Raw genomic sequence first — 18,030 nt, forward strand, 5'->3', positions numbered from 1 at the left:
CCCGGCCCGGCCCGGCCCCGGCCCGGTCCGAACCTACCCGGGGATGATTCGGGTCGTCCCGAAGTCGGATCTTCGGACTTCTCGGCGGGTGAACCGCCAGAACCCCCTTTAACGTCGAAAGCATGACGCAGCGGGCGAAGATCGAATCCGATGGTCCGGAGCCGGACGGCGGCGGCCCCGGCGCCGGCCCCGGCCCCGGCGGCACCGCGATCGACGCAGGGGCGGAGCTGGACCCCGTCCACCCCGTCCGGCCGCCCGCGCCCAGATTCAAGCCCGGCGGCCTGAGCACCGCCGAAGTCGCCGAGCGCGTCGCCCGCGGCACCGTCAACGACGTCCCCGTCCGGTCCTCGCGCTCCACCACCGACATCGTGCGCGCCAACGTCTTCACCCGGTTCAACGCCATCATCGGCGTGCTCTGGGTGGTGATGCTGCTCGTCGCGCCGTTCCAGGACAGCCTCTTCGGCTACGTGATCATCGCGAACACCGGCATCGGCATCATCCAGGAGATGCGCGCCAAGAAGACCCTGGACAGCCTCGCCGTCATCGGCGAGGCCAAACCCAGCGTCCGCCGCGACGGCAGGACCGCCGAGATCTCCACCTCCGAGATCGTCCTCGACGACGTCATCGAGCTCGGTCCCGGAGACAAGGTCGTCGTCGACGGGGCCGTCGGCGAGGCCGAGGGACTGGAGATCGACGAGTCCCTGCTCACCGGCGAGGCCGACCCCGTCCTGAAGAAACCCGGCGACCTGGTCATGTCCGGGTCCTTCGTCGTCGCCGGCGGAGGCGCCTTCACCGCCACCAAAGTCGGCCGCGAGGCCTACGCCGCGCAGCTGGCCGAGGAGGCCTCCCGCTTCACGCTCGTCCACTCCGAACTGCGCTCCGGCATCTCCACCATCCTCAAGTACGTCACCTGGATGATGATCCCGACCTCGATCGGCCTGATCATCAGCCAGCTCGTCGTCAAGGACAACAACCTCAAGGACTCCATCGCCCGTACCGTCGGCGGCATCGTCCCGATGATCCCCGAGGGGCTCGTCCTCCTCACCTCCGTCGCCTTCGCCATCGGCGTCATCCGGCTCGGCCGCAAACAGTGCCTGGTCCAGGAACTGCCCGCCATCGAGGGCCTCGCCCGCGTCGACGTGGTCTGCCTCGACAAGACCGGCACCCTCACCGAGGGCGGCATGGACGTCACCGAGCTGCGCCCCCTCGGCGGCGCGGAACCGACGTACGTCAAGAAGGTGCTCGGTGCCCTCGGCGAGTCCGACCCGCGCCCCAACGCCAGCCTCCAGGCCGTCATCGACGCCTACCCGGACAGCGCGGAATGGCGCTGCACCGAGTCGCTGCCGTTCTCCTCCGCCCGCAAGTACAGCGGCGCCAGCTTCAGCGAGGGCGACGGCGAGAACTCCACCTGGCTGCTCGGCGCCCCCGACGTACTCCTCCCGGCCGGGGACCCGTCACTGGACGAGATCGACGGCCTCAACGAGCAGGGGCTGCGCGTACTCCTGCTCGCCCGGTCCGCCCGCGAACTCGACGACCCGGCCGTGGCCGCCGGGGTCAGGCCGACCGCCCTGATCGTCCTGGAGCAGCGGCTGCGCCCCGACGCCGCCGACACCCTGCGCTACTTCGAGGACCAGAAGGTCCACGCGAAGGTCATCTCCGGCGACAACGCGGTCTCCGTCGGCGCGGTGGCGGGAAAGCTGGGGCTGCCGGGCGCGCAGAACACGGTCGATGCGCGGAAGCTGCCGGCCGAACAGGCCGACATGGCCAAGGTCCTCGACGCGAACGCGGTCTTCGGCCGGGTCACCCCGCAGCAGAAGCGCGACATGGTCGGGGCGCTCCAGTCGAAGGGCCACACGGTCGCGATGACCGGCGACGGCGTCAACGACGTCCTGGCCCTCAAGGACGCCGACATCGGCGTGAGCATGGGCTCCGGCTCGGAGGCGACGCGGGCCGTGGCTCAGATCGTCCTCCTCAACAACAGCTTCTCCACCCTCCCTTCGGTGGTCGCCGAGGGCCGCCGGGTCATCGGCAACATCACCCGAGTGGCCACCCTCTTCCTCACGAAGACGGTCTACTCGGTGCTGCTGGCCATCCTGGTGGTCTGCTCGCAGGTCGAGTACCCCTTCCTGCCGCGCCACCTGACCCTGCTGTCCACCCTCACGATCGGCATCCCCGCCTTCTTCCTGGCCCTGGCACCGAACAAGGAGCGGGCGAGGCCGCACTTCGTGAAACGGGTGATGCGGTACGCGATCCCCGGCGGCGCGATCGCGGCCGCGGCCACCTTCGCGACGTACCTGGTGGCGCGCCACCACTACACCGGCGAGGGTTCCCTCCAGGCCGAGACCAGCGCGGCGACGCTGACGCTGTTCCTGACCTCGATGTGGGTCCTGGCGATCATTGCCCGGCCGTACACGTGGTGGCGGGTGGGGCTGGTGGGGGCGATGGGGCTGGCGTTCCTGATCGTGCTGGTGGTGCCGTGGCTGCAGAGGTTCTTCGAGCTCAAGCTGGTCGGCACCGCGATGCCGTGGACCGCCGTCGGCATCGCGGCGGCCGCGGCGGCCCTGATCGAATTCACCTTCCGCTGGGTCGACCGGAAGTTCCCGGCCTGACGGCCGGCCCGGCGGTGCCCCGGGACGGTTCGGGCCGCCCCCCGCGCGGTCCGAACCGTCCCGGGGCGCCGCCGGCTCCGGTGTCACAGCGTCAGGCGGCGAGGTCGTGTTCCATACGGGCCGCCACCCGGGGGCGCAGGGTCAGGGTCAGCGCCGCCGAGAGCAGGCCGGCGGTGAGGGCCGTCCACCACAGGGCGGCCGGGCCGAGGCCCGCGTAGAGGGTGACGCCGACGGTGAGGGCCGCGAAGCGGGCGAGGCCCCAGGTCCAGCTGAAGGCGCCCTGGTAGCGGCCGCGGGCGGTGGCCGGGGCGAGGTTGGCGACCACGGAGGCCGCGATACCGGCCACGACCACCTCGCCGAGCGACCACACGACCACCGACGCCGCGTACCCCGCGACCGAGTCCGCGAGACCGGTCAGCGCCACCCCGACGGCGATCAGCGCGCCGCCCGCCGCCTGCACCGGCAGCTGCGGCAGCTTGGCCAGAGCGCCCGTCACCAGCGGCTGGAGCGCCACCACGAGCACCGCGTTGACCGCCGCCATCGCCCCGTACACGGCCGGCGAGAGCCCGCTGTCGTGCACGGCCAGCGGCAGCGCGACCTCGGTCAGCGAGTACACGAAGAGCTGCACGCCGAAGAGGGGGAGCAGGGCGAGCATCAGCCGGTCCCGGAGGACGACCCCGTAGCCCAGGCCCGCTCCTTCGCCCGAAGCCGGGGCCGAAGGCGCCCGCCGCGGCTCGCGCAGCCGGGTCGCGACCACGGCCGCGTAGATCAGCATGGTCCCGGCGTCGACCGCGAAGAGCAGCCAGTACCCGTGCGCCGCCAGGAAACCGCCGAGCACACCCGCGACGGCCGTGCCGATGTTGATGCCCCAGCCGAACAGGGCGTACGCCCGCTGCCGCCGCTCCGGGTCCACCGAGTCGGCCATCAGAGCGTAGGCGGCGGGGCCGACCGTCGCGGCGGCGGCGCTCAGCAGCAGCGCCGAGGCGGCCATCGTCGCCACGCCCGGAGCCAGGAACAGCGCGCCCTGCGCCGCCGCCGCGCCGATGAGCCCGATGAGCATGGTCGGACGGCGGCCGATCCGGTCGGCGAGCACTCCGCCGAGGGCCGGGCCGAGCAGATTGCCCGCCCCGAGCGCTCCGAGTACGTACGAGGTCTCGGTCCCGGTGACCCCCCGGTCGGCCAGCAGGAACACCAGGAACGGGGTGACCAGGTAGCCGAGCCGGTTGACGATCGTGCCGGCGAAGACGGTCCAGACGGTGGGCGGGAGTCCGCGGAAGGTGGAGAGCATGCCCGGATCCTGCGCGCCCCCACCCCCTGCGCCGTATTGATTAAGCTCAGACCGAATCCAGCCAGCCGGTTGAACGGATCCACGGGGGCACGTACATGGAGTCGGGGCTCACTTTCTCCGCGACGGACCTGGCGCAGACCCGGTTCGCGGTCTCACCGATGTGGGAGGTCGTCACCAGCTTCCGGCTGCTGCAGGAGTCGGACGAGCCGCCTCTGCACCGCCGTTGGGCCGCCCAGGTGCGGCCCCGGCTGTTGCACGCGGGGCTGGACCGGGGCTGGCTGGCCGCGCTGATCCCGGGGCACGGCTACCTGGCGGACCTCCTCAACCCGACCCCGGCCGGACCCTTCCCCGAACTGTCCGCCGAGTTGGAGGCCATCCGCCGCAGCAGCCCCGAGCAGGTGCGTACCGACATCGCCATGCTGCGGCTCAAGTCAGGTATGTCACCGCGCTTGCGCCTGCTCCACGAGGAGCCCGAGGCGGCGCTGGAGAAGGTCGCCGCGGAGATCGAGACGTACTGGGAGCTCGCCCTCGCGCCCTACTGGGCCCGCATCCGGCAGCTGCTCGAAGCCGACCTGTTCCACCGCGCCCGGCAGGTCGCCGAGCACGGCGCCGCCCACCTCCTGAACGAACTCCACGACTCCGTGCGGTGGGACGAGGGCACCCTGCACCTGGTCCGCCGGCACTGCTCCCTGACCCGCGACCAGGCGGGTTCCGGACTGCTGCTGGTGCCCTCCGCCTTCGCCTGGCCGCGCGTCCTGACCCGGTCCGTGGCGCCCGAGCCACCCCAACTGGCGTATCCGGCCCGCGGGATCGGCAATCTGTGGGAACCCCGGACGGCCGGCCCCGCGGCCGACGCCGTCGCCGCGGTCCTCGGCCGCTCCCGCGCCCACCTGCTGGCCGAACTTGACATCCCGGCCTCGACCACACAGCTCGCCCGGAACAGCGGCCTGTCCGCCGCCGGGGTCTCCCAGCACCTCACGGCCCTGCGTAACGCGGGGCTGGTCACCGCCCACCGCAACGGCCGCTCGGTGCTGTACGCCCGAACGGCCGTCGCGGACGCGCTGCTCACCCCGGTGCCCGCTCCTTAGGCCGCGCACCGGCCTTCGGGGGTGTCCGGCGGATCAGGGCCGGACGCCCCTAGTCGAACCAGCGGTCGCGGGCCAGTTCCGCCGTGCGGGACGGGTCCTCCAGGAGGGCCGCCACCTCGAAGCGGCGCGGCCACTGGCCCGCCGACCACGCCAGGCCCGCGGCCACGCCCTCCAGTGTCGACGCGTGCAGGACGCCGTCCGGGGTGCGGCGCCAGTCCAGTTCCGTGCCGCCCGCGACGAGTTCCCCGTGCTCGATGTACGTGCGCGGCGTCGAGGGTCCCAGGAGCAGGAGCACGGACTCCGGTACGTCGTGCTCCTCGCCCGGTGTCGTCACCTCCGCGGGCACCGTCTCCGAGAGCCGCCGGACCTGGAGGAGGTCCGCCAGGTCGGCCGCCCGGGCCGGGGAGACCGGGAGCAGCGGCAGGCCGGCCGTCAGGGGCAGCAGGTCCGGGGCGTCCGCGATCACCGCGTCGGCCGCGTCCACCACCCGGACCTCGCCGTCCACCACCGCGCGCAGCTCGTCCGGGAGGGTGACCTGCTCGGGGTCCATGTAGGCCAGCGCCCCGTACAGGGCGTGCAGCTGGCCGCCCCGCACCTCGCGCTCCGGGTCGGCGAGGCGGCCCAGGAGCTCGGCCGCACCGCCGGGTTCGTCGAGCAGGGCGGACACGGTGGTCCGTACCCCCAGCGCCCGCAGGACCTGCTCGTCCTCGAACCCGGTGGCGTCCGCCGAGGTGTACAGGCCCTCCAGCAGCGGGTCCGCGCCCGCCGCGCGCAGGCCCGCCGGGCGGCGGCCGTCGAGCACCGGGTGGTCGCGCAGCCACCAGGCGGTGTACGGGCGGACGGACTGGGTGGTGCCGTCCGGGAGCAGGATGCGCACGGGCTGGGTCAGGGCGTCCCGCAGCGGCGGCTGCGCCAGCATCGCCAGGGCCTGCGGCCAGCAGTCGTCGTCGACCAGGTCGAGATCGCGGACGGCGATCAGCTCGGTCGCCACCGGCGGCACCGGAGTGTCCGGGAGCTGGTCCAGTACGTCCTCGCACCACACGTCCACCGCGTCCAGCAGGCCCGCGTCGTCCGGCTCGGCGAAGTCCCCCTCGCGGGGCTCCAGTTCGTCCGGGTCCAGGACCACGTCGGTGGCGCGGACCAGCTGGAAGGTGGCCAGGACCCCGCAGGCGGTGAGGGTGGCGCCGTCCCATCGGGCGGCCAGCTCGTGGTCCACGTACGGGACTTCGTCCTCCCGGATGACGGAGGCGAGGGGGCTTCCGGGCAGCAGCAGTTCGCCTGCGGGGGTCAGTTCGCCGTCCTCGTCGGGCAGGGCCAGCGCGCCCAGCCAGGGCTCGTCGCCCGGGGACAGGTCGGCGTCCCGGACCAGGGTCAGGACCACCTCGGCGAGCTCGTCGGCGTCGAGGGCGTCCTCGTCCCAGATCTCCCCGGCGTCGAGCGAGCCCGCGACGGCCGCCCGCACCTGCGGGGTGGTCAGCACCGCGCGGGGGGTCGCCGGGAGCGCGCCCAGCTTCTCCAGCAGCGGGTGCGCCGCGTCCGGGTGGGCCACCTTGAGCCCCAGCCGGGCCAGGCTCTCCGGGGTGTCCGCGCCGGGCAGCAGGATGTGCCGCGGCCCGATGGCGGTGCGGCCGTCGGCCAGCGGAACGGGCAGCCCGGACAGCCGGTCGGGGTCCACCCCGGCCAGGCTGTCGTAGAGCCGGTGCCACCACTCCGGGGCGCGTTCGATGCCCGCGATCCGCTCGATGGCATCGCCCAGCGGGAGCCGGCCCACGCCCAGGGTGCGCAGCTCGGGGCGGCGCTCCAGCCCGGCGGGCAGCAGGGTCGGCAGCACCTCGGCGAGGACCCGCACGGTGTCGGCGCCCGCGCCCTCCACCACCTCGGCCTCGAAGGGGCGCAGCGCGGCCCGCTCCTCCGTGTCCTCGGCGGGGGCCGCCGGTGCCAGGAAGGCGGTACGGGGGAGCCGGTGGAGCACGGCCGCGCGCAGGGCCCCGTCGAGCTCGCCCTTGCCGAGCGGGCCCGGTACGAGGTCCACGAGCGCGGTGCTCACCGGGTCCCAGGCGCCGAGGAGTTCGGCGTAGGCGTCCGCCGCCCGCTCCACCAGGAAGTCGGTCAGCGGCCCGGGCGCGGGGTGCCGGCGGGAGGTGTCCAGCGGCAGCGTCGCGATGAGCAGCGCCGGGATGCCCAGCGGCTCGTCGGTCGGGGTCGGGGCGTGCACCACGGGCACGGTGGCCGGGCGCAGGGGCGCACCGTCGGTGTCGACGGGCACGGCCCAGGACACCGTCCAGGTGGGGCGCAGCCGCTCCTCGACGGGCCGGTCGGCGAGCAGGACGCGCTCGATGGGGCCGCTGTGGCGGACGGTGCGCCAGCGGTTCTCGCCCCTGAGGGAGTCCTCGATGACGGTGTACGGGCCGTCGGTGCGCCGGTACAGCGTCCGGCTGCCCCCGCCCGGCGTGTCCACGATGACCTCGTGCAGCCCCGGCAGGGTCAGCAGCAGGGCGTCGTCGATGCCGGCCAGCAGCCGCTCCACCAGGTCCTCGGCGGGGGCGTCGCGCAGCGGGAGGACCACGACGGTGTCGTATCCGTCGGGCGCGGTGCCCTCGGCGGGCAACGGCAGCCGCAGCAGCGGGACGTGTCCGTCGCGGCGGCGCAGTTCGTCGCCGAGCCCGGGGCTGCCGGTGGCGGCGTCCCGGGCCAGCTCGCGGGCCTCGGCGAGGGACCAGCGGACACCGCCGTGGCGGCCGAGTACGGCGGGCTCGTCGGACACCGCGAGCACGGCCGCGAAACCGACGCCGAACCGGCCCACGGTCTCGCCCGAGCCGGCCCCGGACTCCCGCTTGGCGGAGGCCCGCAGGGTGCTCAGCGACTCCACTCCGGTCGCGTCCAGCGGGGCGCCGGTGTTGGCGACGGCCAGCACACCGTGCCCGCCCTCGCCGGCGTGCAGGGTCAGCCGCAGCCGGCCCGGCACCTGCGCCCGGGCGGCGGCGTCGGCGGCGTTCTGGGCCAGCTCCACGACCAGCCGGTCGCGGTAGCCGCCGAGCGCCAGGTCCTCCTCGGCGTTGGCGTCCTCACGGAAGCGGGCCGGGCCCGCGCCCCACGCGTCGAGCACCCCGCGCCGCAGCCGGGCCGTGCCGAAGGGGTCCACGCCGCTCTGGGCCGCCGTCACTCGCACGCTCACGCCGCTGCCTCCAAGAATTGCTGGGCCCCGAACTGCCCCGGACGAACCTCCTGAAGGTATCGCGTGCGGCCCTGCCGAACGACGAAGCCCCCGGTGACAGGTCACCGGGGGCTTTCGCGCGGATGCCGTCAGAGCGGATGCCGTCAGAGCTTCTCGATCACGTAGTCGACGCACGCGGTCAGCGCCTGCACGTCCGCCGGGTCGATCGCCGGGAACATCGCGATGCGCAGCTGGTTGCGGCCGAGCTTGCGGTACGGCTCGGTGTCCACGATGCCGTTGGCGCGCAGCACCTTGGCGACCGCGGCCGCGTCGATGTCGTCGGAGAAGTCGATGGTGCCGATGACGGCGGAACGCTTGTCGGCGTCCACGACGAACGGGTTCGCGTACTTCGACGCCTCCGCCCAGCCGTAGAGGTTGCGCGCGCTGGCCGCCGTACGACCGGTGGTGAACTCCAGGCCGCCCTGGCTGTTCATCCACTCCAGCTGCTGGTTCAGCAGGAAGAGGGTGGCCAGCGCCGGGGTGTTGTACGTCTGGTTCTTCAGCGAGTTGTCGATCGCCGTCGGCAGCGAGAAGAACTCCGGGATGTGCCGGCTGCCGGACGCGTGGACGCGCGCCGCGCGCTCCAGGGCCGCCGGGGAGAACGCGGCCAGCCACAGGCCGCCGTCCGAGGCGAAGGACTTCTGCGGGGCGAAGTAGTAGACGTCGGTCTCGGTGATGTCCACCGGCAGACCGCCGGCGCCCGAGGTCGCGTCCACCAGGACGAGGGACCCGGCGTCGGCGTTCGCGACCCGCTTGATCGGCGCCGCGACACCCGTCGAGGTCTCGTTGTGGGTGTACGCGTACACGTCCACGCCCGCCTCGGCGACCGGCTCGGGGTGCGTGCCCGGCTCGGAGGAGATCACGGACGGCGCGTCCAGCCACGGCGCGAGCTTCGCGGCGGTGGCGAACTTGGAGGAGAACTCACCGAAGGTGAGGTGCTGCGACTTCTTCTCGATCAGCCCGGCGGTCGCGATGTCCCAGAAGGCGGTGGAGCCGCCGTTGCCCAGGATCACCTCGTAGCCCTCGGGGAGGGAGAAGAGGTCCCGGAGACCCTGACGCACGGAGCCGACCAGGTTCTTGACCGGGGCCTGGCGGTGCGAGGTTCCGAGCAGGGAGGTTCCGGTGGCGGCGAGCGCGTCGAGCGCCTCGGTCCGCACCTTGGAGGGGCCCGCGCCGAAGCGTCCGTCGGCGGGCTTGATGTCAGCGGGAATCTGGATCTCAGCCACGAGCGGAGCGTATCGGGTCCCGGCCCGCGCTTCGGAGGCGCGTCCACCGGATGAGACGCGCCGGGACGGGGGAGGGTGGGTCTGTGACGTCACCCGGGAAACTTGAGCGGACATTGCGGGCGAACCTGCGCGGGGAGGTGGACTTCGGCGTGGCCGCACGGGCCCTGATGACCATGGACGCCTCGAACTACCGCCGCGTCCCGGTGGGCGTGGCGGCCCCGCGCGACGCCGAGGACGTGGCCACCGCGCTGCGGATCTGCGCCGAGGCGGGCGTCCCCGTCGTACCGCGCGGCGGCGGCACCTCCATCGCGGGCCAGGCGACGGGCACCGGCGTGGTGCTGGACCTCACCCGGCACATGAACGCGGTGGTGTCGGTGGACCCCGGGGCCCGCACCGCCGTGGTCCAGCCGGGGCTGGTGCTCGACCGGCTGCGGGACGCGGTGCGCCCGTACGGGCTGACCTTCGGACCGGACCCCTCCACGCACTCCCGCTGCACCCTCGGCGGGATGATCGGCAACAACGCGTGCGGGGCCCACTCGGTGGCCTGGGGGACCACCGCGGACAACGTTGCGGAGCTGGCCGTGACGGCGTACGGAGGCTCCGCGCACCGCATCGGCACCGGCTGGGCGGGCGCACCGGAGGGCCTGCGGGAACTGGTGGCGGCCAACCTCGCCGTCCTGCGTACGGGTCTCTCGGGCGGCTTCTCCCGGCGCATCTCCGGCTACGGCGGCCTGGACGCCCTCCTGCCCGAGCGGGGCGTACAGCTCGCGCGGGCGTTCTGCGGGAGCGAGGGCACGCTCGGGGTGGTGACGGAGGCAGTGGTGCGCCTGGTGGAAGCGCCGCGCGCGCCGGTGCTCGCGGTGCTCGGGTACGCCGACGAGAGCGCGGCGGCGGACGCGGCGGCCGGCCTGCTCCCGTACGGCCCGCTCACCGTCGAGGGCATGGCGCAGGACCTGGTCGGGGGCGCGGCCGGACTGCCGCGCGGGGGCGCCTGGCTGTTCGTGGAGATGCGGGACGAGGGCGCGGCGCGCTCACTCGTACGGGCCGCCGACGCGCTCGACTCGGTGGTGGTGAGCGACCCGGCGGGGCAGCGGGCGCTGTGGCGGATCCGGGAGGACGCGGCGGGCACGGCGACGCGGGGGCCCGGGGGCACGATGGCCTGGCCGGGATGGGAGGACTGCGCGGTTCCGCCGGCCCGGCTCGGGGCGTACCTGCGGGAGTTCCGGGCGCTGCTGGCGCGGCACGGGCTGCACGGATCCCCGTACGGGCACTTCGGCGAGGGCTGTGTCCACGTACGCATCGACTTCGACCTGGCCTCGGCGGCGGGGATCGGGCGCTTCCGGGTCTTCTCGGAGGAGCTGGCCGGCCTGGTGGTTGCGCACGGGGGCTCGCTGTCGGGGGAGCACGGGGACGGGCAGGCCCGGGCCGAGCTGCTGCCGCGCATGTACGGGCCGGAGGTGGTCGGGCTGTTCGGCGCGTACAAGGACGTGTGGGACCCGGCGGGCGGGATGAACCCGGGGATGCTGGTCCGGCCGGGGCGGCTGGACGAGAACCTCCGCTTTGCGGTGCTGCCCGGTCCCGGTGCCGGTCCCGGCGGCTCCCCGTCGGACACGGTCCTCCCGGACGGGGTGGCGCGGTGTGTCGGCGTCGCGAAGTGCCGCTCCACGGAGGTGGGCGGGCCGGGGGTGATGTGCCCGTCGTACCGGGCCACGGGCGAGGAGCAGCACTCCACGCGCGGCCGGGCCCGGCTGCTGCACGAGATGCTGGCCGGGGAGATCGTTCGGGACGGCTGGCGCTCGGCGGAGGTCGCCGAGGCGCTCGACCTGTGCCTGGGCTGCAAGGGGTGCCGCAGCGACTGCCCGGTGGGCGTGGACATGGCCTCGTACAAAGCGGAGTTCCTGCACCGCCACTGGGCGGGCCGGATCCGGCCGGTTGCGCACTACGCGCTGGGCGGGCTGCCGCAGTGGCTCCGCGCGATCTCCATGCTGCGGGCGGCCCGCCTGGTGAACGCGGCGGGCCGGGTGCTCCGGGTGCCGGGCCTGGTACGGGAGCGGCCGCTCCCGGCGGTGGCGTCGGAGCCCTTCACCCGCTGGTGGCGTCGGCGGGAAGAACCAGCCCCGCCGGCGTTCGAGGCGCGGGGTCCGGGGCGGAGTCCCGGTTTCGGGAAGGGGCGGGGAGGGGAAGGCCGCCCGCAGGGCCCCCGGCCCCCCATGGTGCCCCCCACGGCGCCCCCCACGGCGACCGTCACGCTCTGGCCGGACACCTTCACGGAGCACCTGTCCCCCGAGACCGGCCGCGCGGCGGTCCGTGTCCTGGAGGCGGCCGGTCTGGGGGTGGCCGTACCCCCCGCCCCCGTCTGCTGCGGCCTGACCTACATCTCCACCGGCCGCCTCGACCGCGCCCGCAAGGTCCTCCACCGCACCCTGGACGCCCTCGCACTGGACGCCCCCGCAGAGGCAGCCACCCCCGTCGTCGTCCTCGAACCGAGCTGCGCGGCCGCCCTGCGTACCGACCTCCCCGCCCTCCTCCCCGACGACCCGCGGGCAACCCGGCTGGCAGCGTCCGTACGGACCTTCGCGGAGGCCTTGGAGGAGTACGCCCCGCAGTGGCAGCCGCCGCGCCTCGACCGGCCGGTGGCGGGCCAGACCCACTGCCACCAGCACGCGGTCCTCGGCGACACGGCGGACCGCCGGCTGCGCGAGCGGGCCGGCCTCGTCGGCGAGCTCAGCGGCGGCTGCTGCGGCCTGGCGGGCAACTTCGGCTTCGAACCGGGCCACTACGAGGTGTCGGTGGCGTGCGCGGAGGAACAGCTCCTTCCGTCGCTGCGGGCGGCCGGGGCCGGGACGGCGATCCTGGCGGACGGCTTCTCCTGCCGTACGCAGATCGCGCAGCTCTCACCGCACCGGGGGCGGCACCTGGCGGAACTCCTCGCGGAGGCGATGGGCGGGGCGGTGACGGACGAAACCGCAGCCAGGGGGCCTGTGTAAGGAAAAACACGGGCCCATGGCCCTTACGTAAGCCCTTAGTCTGGATCCATGCCCGCACCCTCCTCGGCCCCGACGACCCCCACCCCGACGAGCTCCACTCCGACGGCCCCCGCCACCTCGGCAACCGCCGCCTCAGCCCCCGCCGCCTCGGCCTCGGCCACGGCGCCGGCCCCGGCGACGGGCGGCGGCGGCCTGGGGCCGGTCGCGCTGGTCATCGCCGCAGGGGTCTCGGTGCAGTTCGGCGCCGCTCTCGCGGTCATGATCATGCCGAGGGCCGGTGCGGCGGGCGTGGTCACGCTGCGGCTGGCCGCGGCGGCACTGGTGCTGCTGCTCCTGTGCCGGCCGAAGGTGCGCGGGTACACGCACTCGGACTGGACCACCGTGGTGTGGTTCGGCGTGACCATGGCCGGCATGAACGGCCTCTTCTACCAGGCGATCGACCGCATCCCGCTCGGCCCGGCGGTCACCCTGGAGGTCCTGGGCCCCCTGGCGCTCTCGGTGATCGTCTCCCGCCGCCTGGTGAACCTGCTGTGGGCGGGCCTCGCCCTGGCCGGTGTCGTGCTGCTGTCCAGCCACGGCGGGGGCGGCTTCGGCGGCCTCGACCCGCTGGGCGCCGCCTTCGCCCTCGGGGCGGGCGGGATGTGGGCGGCGTACATCGTCTTCAGCGCGCGTACCGGCCGGCGTTTCCCGCAGGCGGACGGCCTGGCCCTGGCGATGGCCGTGGCGGCGGTCCTGTCGCTGCCCCTGGGCGTGATCGAGGCGGGCTCGGACCTCCTCGTCCCGAGCACCCTGGCCCTCGGCCTGGGCGTGGCGGTCCTCTCCTCGGTCCTCCCGTACACCCTGGAACTGCTGGCCCTGCGCCGCCTCCCGGCCCCCACCTTCGCGATCCTGATGAGCCTGGAGCCCGCGATCGCCGCCACCGCGGGCTTCCTGGTCCTGAACCAGGCCATGTCCGTGCTGGACGCGCTGGCCATCGCCCTGGTCATCGCGGCGAGCATGGGCGCGGTCCGCTCCCAGACCCGCAAGCGGGCGAAGGCGGCTTGAGGCCCTGAGGCCCTGGGGCCTTGAGGCGCTGAGGCCCCGGGCCCTGGTGTGCCCGCCCGGCCGGGCCGCAGGGGACCGGCCGGGCGGGCACACCCCGTCGGCCCCCCTCACCCCAGCGGCAGGTCCAGGTACGACGGCGTGGCCTCCGGCGAAGTGAACGCCAGCGTCGCGCGCGGCAGGTTGGCCTCCCCGTAGAACGGGTCCCTGGCATCGACCACCAGCATCAGGCGGTGCCCGCGCGGGACGTCGTACGCCGTGGCCTGGAGCTCGATGTCCGCCCCGACCAGGCTGTCGGCCGCCGAGCCGAGATCGGTGTACGGGGCGTGCGTGACGATGTACGCCGACCCGTCGGGCGCCACGTCGAAGAGGTACGCGACGAAGCTCGACCGCGGGTTCGCCGCCCGGTACGTGACACGCAGCCGGGGTATGCCGCGCAACCGGGTGATCTCCTCCACCGGCGCCGAGGCCCACACCGCGGCGACGGTGCGGTCGATGTCGCCGGTCGGGTAGCTCTTCGGGCGCCCGGCGATCTCCGCGTACCCGGACTTCACGATCTCCTCGGCCACCGTCGCCGGGGTGTCCACCCCGCACAGCACGCCCACGCTCCAGCCGGCCTCTGGCTCCCGGGCCAGATCCCCGCCGCCCACCAGGTACAGCCGGCGCACCTCCTCGGTGAGGGCGTGCCAGGTGGGGCGGGGCTCCAGGGCCTGGCTCCACATGACCTCGCTGAGTACCTGGCCCTCGGCGCCGATGCCGTTGTCGATGCCCCTGAGGTGGTGGTCGAACCAGCGGTGGGCGTCCGTCCAGATCCGGTTGGGCAGGCCGAGCATGCCGCTCATCTCGGGCCCGGAGTGGTCGCCGATGGAGAAGTCGAGGCGCTTGGGGCCGGTGAGCTCGTTGAACATCCTCAGGGTCTGGTTGCCCGGGAAGAGCGTCTCGTGCCAGGCGTGCGCGAAGAACACCGGCACCTGGCGCCGGTTGAGCTCCTTGACGTGGGTGAACGGCGAGCGCGCCTCCGCCCAGCGCAGGGTGCCGTCGATGTCCCGGTTGGCCAGCACGTTCTCGAACATGCTCTGCGTCTGCGGGCTCAGCCGGGCCCGCGCCGCCGCGCCGAGCAGGGCCTGTACGGCGGAGACATGGCGGGTGGAGTTCTCGTAGAACGCCTCCCCGAGGTCGCCCCAGGTGCTGAGCGCCGCCACCGCGTCGACGCGGGTGTCGTGCGCGGCGACGAGCTGGCTGATGCCGGAGCCGTAGGAGTCCCCGAGGAAGCCCACCTTCGTGACCGGGCCCGCGGTGCGCTCGACGATGTGGTCGAGGGCGCGGCTGCCGTCGGCGATGTCGAGCGGGCCCGCGACGTCGACCTCGCCCTGCGAGCCGGCGAAGCCGCGGGCGGTGTACGCGAGGACGTTGTAGCCGCGGGTCGCGAACAGCGTGGCCTGGACGGCGTACGCGAGCCAGCCCAGGTTCGTCCACGGCGAGGGCATCACGATCACCGGCCGCGGCCGGAGCCCGGTGTGCCGCCACAGCGCGGCGTCGAGCAGATCCCCGTCGGCGCCGGTCACCTTGCCGCGGCTGAAGACGGCGACGGACCGGGCCTCGGCGACCTCGGCGGCGCGGGCGGGGGACAGGCCGGTGAGGTCGCCGGTCTCCAGGGCGGCGGCGAAGGCGGTGAGGGCGGTCGCGTCGAGTTCGGGATAGAGGGAGGCGGAATGGAGCGACTGGCCGGAGAAGTCAGCTGAGTTCACGTCAGTTCATCCTCTTCGCCGAGCGCGTGGAGCGCGTCGAGTGTCATGAACGTGTGCGTGTGCGTGTGCGTCTGCGGTGCCCTGGGCCCGGAGCGGAGCATTCAGTATTGGCCCCGACATCGGTGACGTTTACCGGCTTTCCGGCGTACGTCTGAAATCACCCCGCAGAGCGGGCGGCCCCCAGCATGCCCCGGGCCTGCCGAGAGCAGCCGGCGCGCCAAATCCCTCACCCCGTCCGGAGATTGACGCCACTGGCGCGAAGGCGCCAACCGCACATCAAATCATGCAAGCACGCTTGATTGTTTTACGCGCGGCTGCCACGCTGCCCCTCACGCCGAGAGGGGAGCCGTACCGTGCTCGATCCGTCCGCTGTCGCCGTCTTCGCCGATCTACGGGAGGAGGGCCGGGAACTCGATGCCCTGGTAGGGGAGTTGTCCGAGCCCGGCTGGGCGAAGCCCACCCCCGCGCCCGGCTGGACCGTCGCCCACCAGATCGCCCACCTGCACTGGACCGACCGCGCCGCGCTGCTGTCCCTCACCGACCCCGCCGGCTTCGGCCGCATGGTCGAGGAGGCGTTGGCGGCCCCCGACACCTTCGTCGACGAGGGCGCGGCCGAGGGCGCCGAACTGCCGCCCGCCGAGCTGCTGACCCGCTGGCGGGCCGCGCGCGCCGCCCTCGACGAGGCGCTCGCCGTGGCCTCTCCCGATGCCCGGTTCCCCTGGTACGGGCCGCCGATGAAGGCCGCGTCGATGGCCAGTGCCCGGCTGATGGAGACCTGGGCGCACGGCCAGGACGTCGCCGACGCGCTGGGCGTACGGCGCACCCCCACCGCCCGGCTGCGGCACGTGGCCCGGATCGGCGTACGGGCCCGGGACTACGCCTATGCGGTACGGGGCCTGCCGGCGCCGGCGGAGGAGTTCCGGGTGGAGCTGGTGGCCCCGTCCGGCTCGGAGGTCTGGGCCTACGGTCCGGCGGACGCCGCGCAGCGCATCACGGGCCCGGCGCTCGACTTCTGCCTGCTGGTGACCCAGCGGGCGCACCGGGCGGATGTGGCGCTGGTGGCCACCGGCCCGGACGCCGACCGCTGGCTGGACATCGCCCAGGCCTTCGCGGGCCCGGCGGGCCCGGGCCGACCCCCGGGACCCCCCCGATGACCCGCGACCCGCTCGGCCCCCGCCGCCCCCGCGGCCCCCGCCGCCCGCTCCGCATCGGCAACGCGTCGGGCTTCTACGGGGACCGCTTCACCGCCCTGCACGAGATGCTGACCGGCGGCCCCCTGGACGTGCTGACCGGCGACTACCTGGCCGAGCTGACGATGCTGATCCTCGGCCGCGACCGCCTGAAGAACCCGGACCTCGGTTACGCGAAGACCTTCCTGCGCCAGCTGGAGGAGTGCCTCGGCATCGCGCACGAGCGGGGCGTGCGGATCGTGGCGAACGCCGGCGGCCTCAACCCGGCGGGACTGGCGGACGCGGTCCGCGCCCTGGCGGCCAGGCTCGCCATCCCCGTCTCCGTCGCCCACGTCGAGGGCGACGACCTGATGCCGTTCGAGGAAGGCGCCCTGACGGCCAACGCCTACCTCGGCGGGGCCGGCATCACGGCGTGCCTGCGGGCGGGCGCGGACGTGGTGGTGACCGGCCGGGTCACGGACGCGGCGCTGGTGAGCGGCCCGGCGGCGTGGTGGTTCGACTGGGCCCCGGACGACTACGACCGGCTGGCCGGGGCGGTGGTCGCCGGACACGTACTGGAGTGCGGCACCCAGGCCACCGGCGGCAACTACGCCTTCTTCACCGCGCATGACGTCCGTCGCCCGGGATTTCCCCTCGCGGAGATCTCGGAGGACGGCTCGTCGGTCATCACCAAACACCCGGGCACGGGCGGGGTGGTGTCCGTCGGCACCGTCACGGCCCAACTCCTCTACGAAACCCAGGGAGCCGCTTACCTGGGCCCGGACGTGACGGCCCGCCTGGACACGATCCGCCTGTCGGAGGCGGCCGGGCCCGACCGCGTCGGCGTCTCCGCCGTGCGTGGCGACCCCCCACCCGAGACCCTCAAGGTGGGCGTCACCCGGATCGGGGGGTGGCGCAACGAGGTGGTGTTCGTCCTCACGGGGCTGGACATCGAGGAGAAGGCGGCCCTGGTCCGGTCCCAGCTGTCGGACGCGCTGTCCCCGGTGGAGAGCGTGACCTGGACCCTCGCCCGCACGGACCACCAGGACGCCGTGACGCAGGAAACCGCGAGCGCGCTCCTGCGCCTGGTCGTCCGGGACCCGTCCCCGGACCGAGTCGGCCGCGCCCTGACGTCCGAGGCCATCGAACTCGCCCTGTCGAGCTACCCGGGCTTCCACGTAACGGCCCCACCCGGCCCGGCCCAGCCCTACGGCGTCTTCACCTCAACCCTCATCCCGCCCCCCGCCGCCCCCCACCTGGCAGCCCTCCCAGACGGCACCCGCCTCCCCATCCCGCCCCGCTACCCAGCCCTGCCGGTTTCTGAGGCGGGCACCCACCCCTCCCGGCCGGCCTTTGAGGCGGGCACCCACCCCGCCCCGCCGGTTTTTGAGGCGGGCACCCACCCACCCTCGCCGGTGTTCGAGGCGGGCACCCACCCAGCCCCGCCGGCGTTTGAGGCGCGGGGGTGCGGGGGCGGAGCCCCCGCAACTCCCACACAGCAGCCCACCCCGTACCCCAGCCCAACCCAGCTCAGCCACATCCAGCCCCGCCGGCGTTTGAGGCGCGGGGGTCTTGGGGCGGAGCCCCCAGCAGCTCCCCTGCAGCGCACCACACCCACCCGCTGGACCGGGCCCACCCCCACGCCCCCCGCACCGCCACC

Annotated in this window: 10 protein-coding genes; 6 read left to right on the forward strand and 4 right to left on the reverse strand. The window is 74.2% G+C overall.

What is annotated here, in order from left to right; translation table 11 throughout:
- Positions 1-122 precede the first annotated feature (122 nt).
- Positions 123-2,609, forward strand: coding sequence for an HAD-IC family P-type ATPase (locus tag J7I97_RS30895; RefSeq protein ID WP_214941512.1), 2,487 nt, complete (start codon positions 123-125; stop codon positions 2,607-2,609).
- A gap of 91 nt (positions 2,610-2,700) precedes the next feature.
- Here J7I97_RS30895 and J7I97_RS30900 read toward each other — a convergent pair whose 3' ends face one another.
- The gene (locus J7I97_RS30900) at positions 2,701-3,897 is read right to left on the reverse strand and encodes an MFS transporter (RefSeq protein ID WP_214941515.1); all 1,197 of its coding nucleotides are present in this window, start codon (positions 3,895-3,897) and stop codon (positions 2,701-2,703) included.
- A 95-nt stretch (positions 3,898-3,992) separates the two neighbouring features.
- Here J7I97_RS30900 and J7I97_RS30905 point away from each other — a divergent pair, with 95 nt between their 5' ends.
- The gene (locus tag J7I97_RS30905; protein WP_214941518.1) at positions 3,993-4,985 is read left to right on the forward strand and encodes a DUF5937 family protein; all 993 of its coding nucleotides are present in this window, start codon (positions 3,993-3,995) and stop codon (positions 4,983-4,985) included.
- Positions 4,986-5,034: 49 nt separating this feature from the next.
- On the opposite strand, the gene J7I97_RS30910 is transcribed toward J7I97_RS30905, so the two are convergent.
- Together J7I97_RS30910 and serC are read right to left on the reverse strand one after the other, a co-directional pair.
- Positions 5,035-8,154 (reverse strand): sacsin N-terminal ATP-binding-like domain-containing protein, encoded by a 3,120-nt coding sequence (locus J7I97_RS30910; protein ID WP_374103588.1) that lies wholly within the window; start codon positions 8,152-8,154, stop codon positions 5,035-5,037.
- Positions 8,155-8,303: 149 nt separating this feature from the next.
- The gene (serC, locus tag J7I97_RS30915; RefSeq protein ID WP_214941523.1) at positions 8,304-9,425 is read right to left on the reverse strand and encodes a phosphoserine transaminase; all 1,122 of its coding nucleotides are present in this window, start codon (positions 9,423-9,425) and stop codon (positions 8,304-8,306) included.
- A 50-nt stretch (positions 9,426-9,475) separates the two neighbouring features.
- On the opposite strand from serC, the gene J7I97_RS30920 reads away from it, so the two are divergent.
- Positions 9,476-12,412, forward strand: coding sequence for an FAD-binding and (Fe-S)-binding domain-containing protein (locus J7I97_RS30920; RefSeq protein ID WP_214941525.1), 2,937 nt, complete (start codon positions 9,476-9,478; stop codon positions 12,410-12,412).
- Positions 12,413-12,460: 48 nt separating this feature from the next.
- Positions 12,461-13,456, forward strand: a complete 996-nt coding sequence (locus tag J7I97_RS30925) for a DMT family transporter (RefSeq protein ID WP_214941527.1) — start codon at positions 12,461-12,463, stop codon at positions 13,454-13,456.
- Positions 13,457-13,563: 107 nt separating this feature from the next.
- On the opposite strand, the gene J7I97_RS30930 is transcribed toward J7I97_RS30925, so the two are convergent.
- Entirely contained in the window at positions 13,564-15,201 is a 1,638-nt protein-coding gene (locus J7I97_RS30930; protein ID WP_214941529.1) for an alpha/beta fold hydrolase, read from the reverse strand.
- Positions 15,202-15,554: 353 nt separating this feature from the next.
- On the opposite strand from J7I97_RS30930, the gene J7I97_RS30935 reads away from it, so the two are divergent.
- Positions 15,555-16,355, forward strand: a complete 801-nt coding sequence (locus tag J7I97_RS30935) for a TIGR03084 family metal-binding protein (RefSeq protein ID WP_214941533.1) — start codon at positions 15,555-15,557, stop codon at positions 16,353-16,355.
- Positions 16,352-18,030: acyclic terpene utilization AtuA family protein (locus J7I97_RS30940; RefSeq protein WP_251059323.1), on the forward strand; the 1,679-nt coding region annotated here is incomplete at its 3' end. The genes J7I97_RS30935 and J7I97_RS30940, both read left to right, overlap by 4 nt.

This window comes from Streptomyces sp. ISL-87 (assembly GCF_018614095.1).
GTDB lineage: Bacteria > Actinomycetota > Actinomycetes > Streptomycetales > Streptomycetaceae > Streptomyces.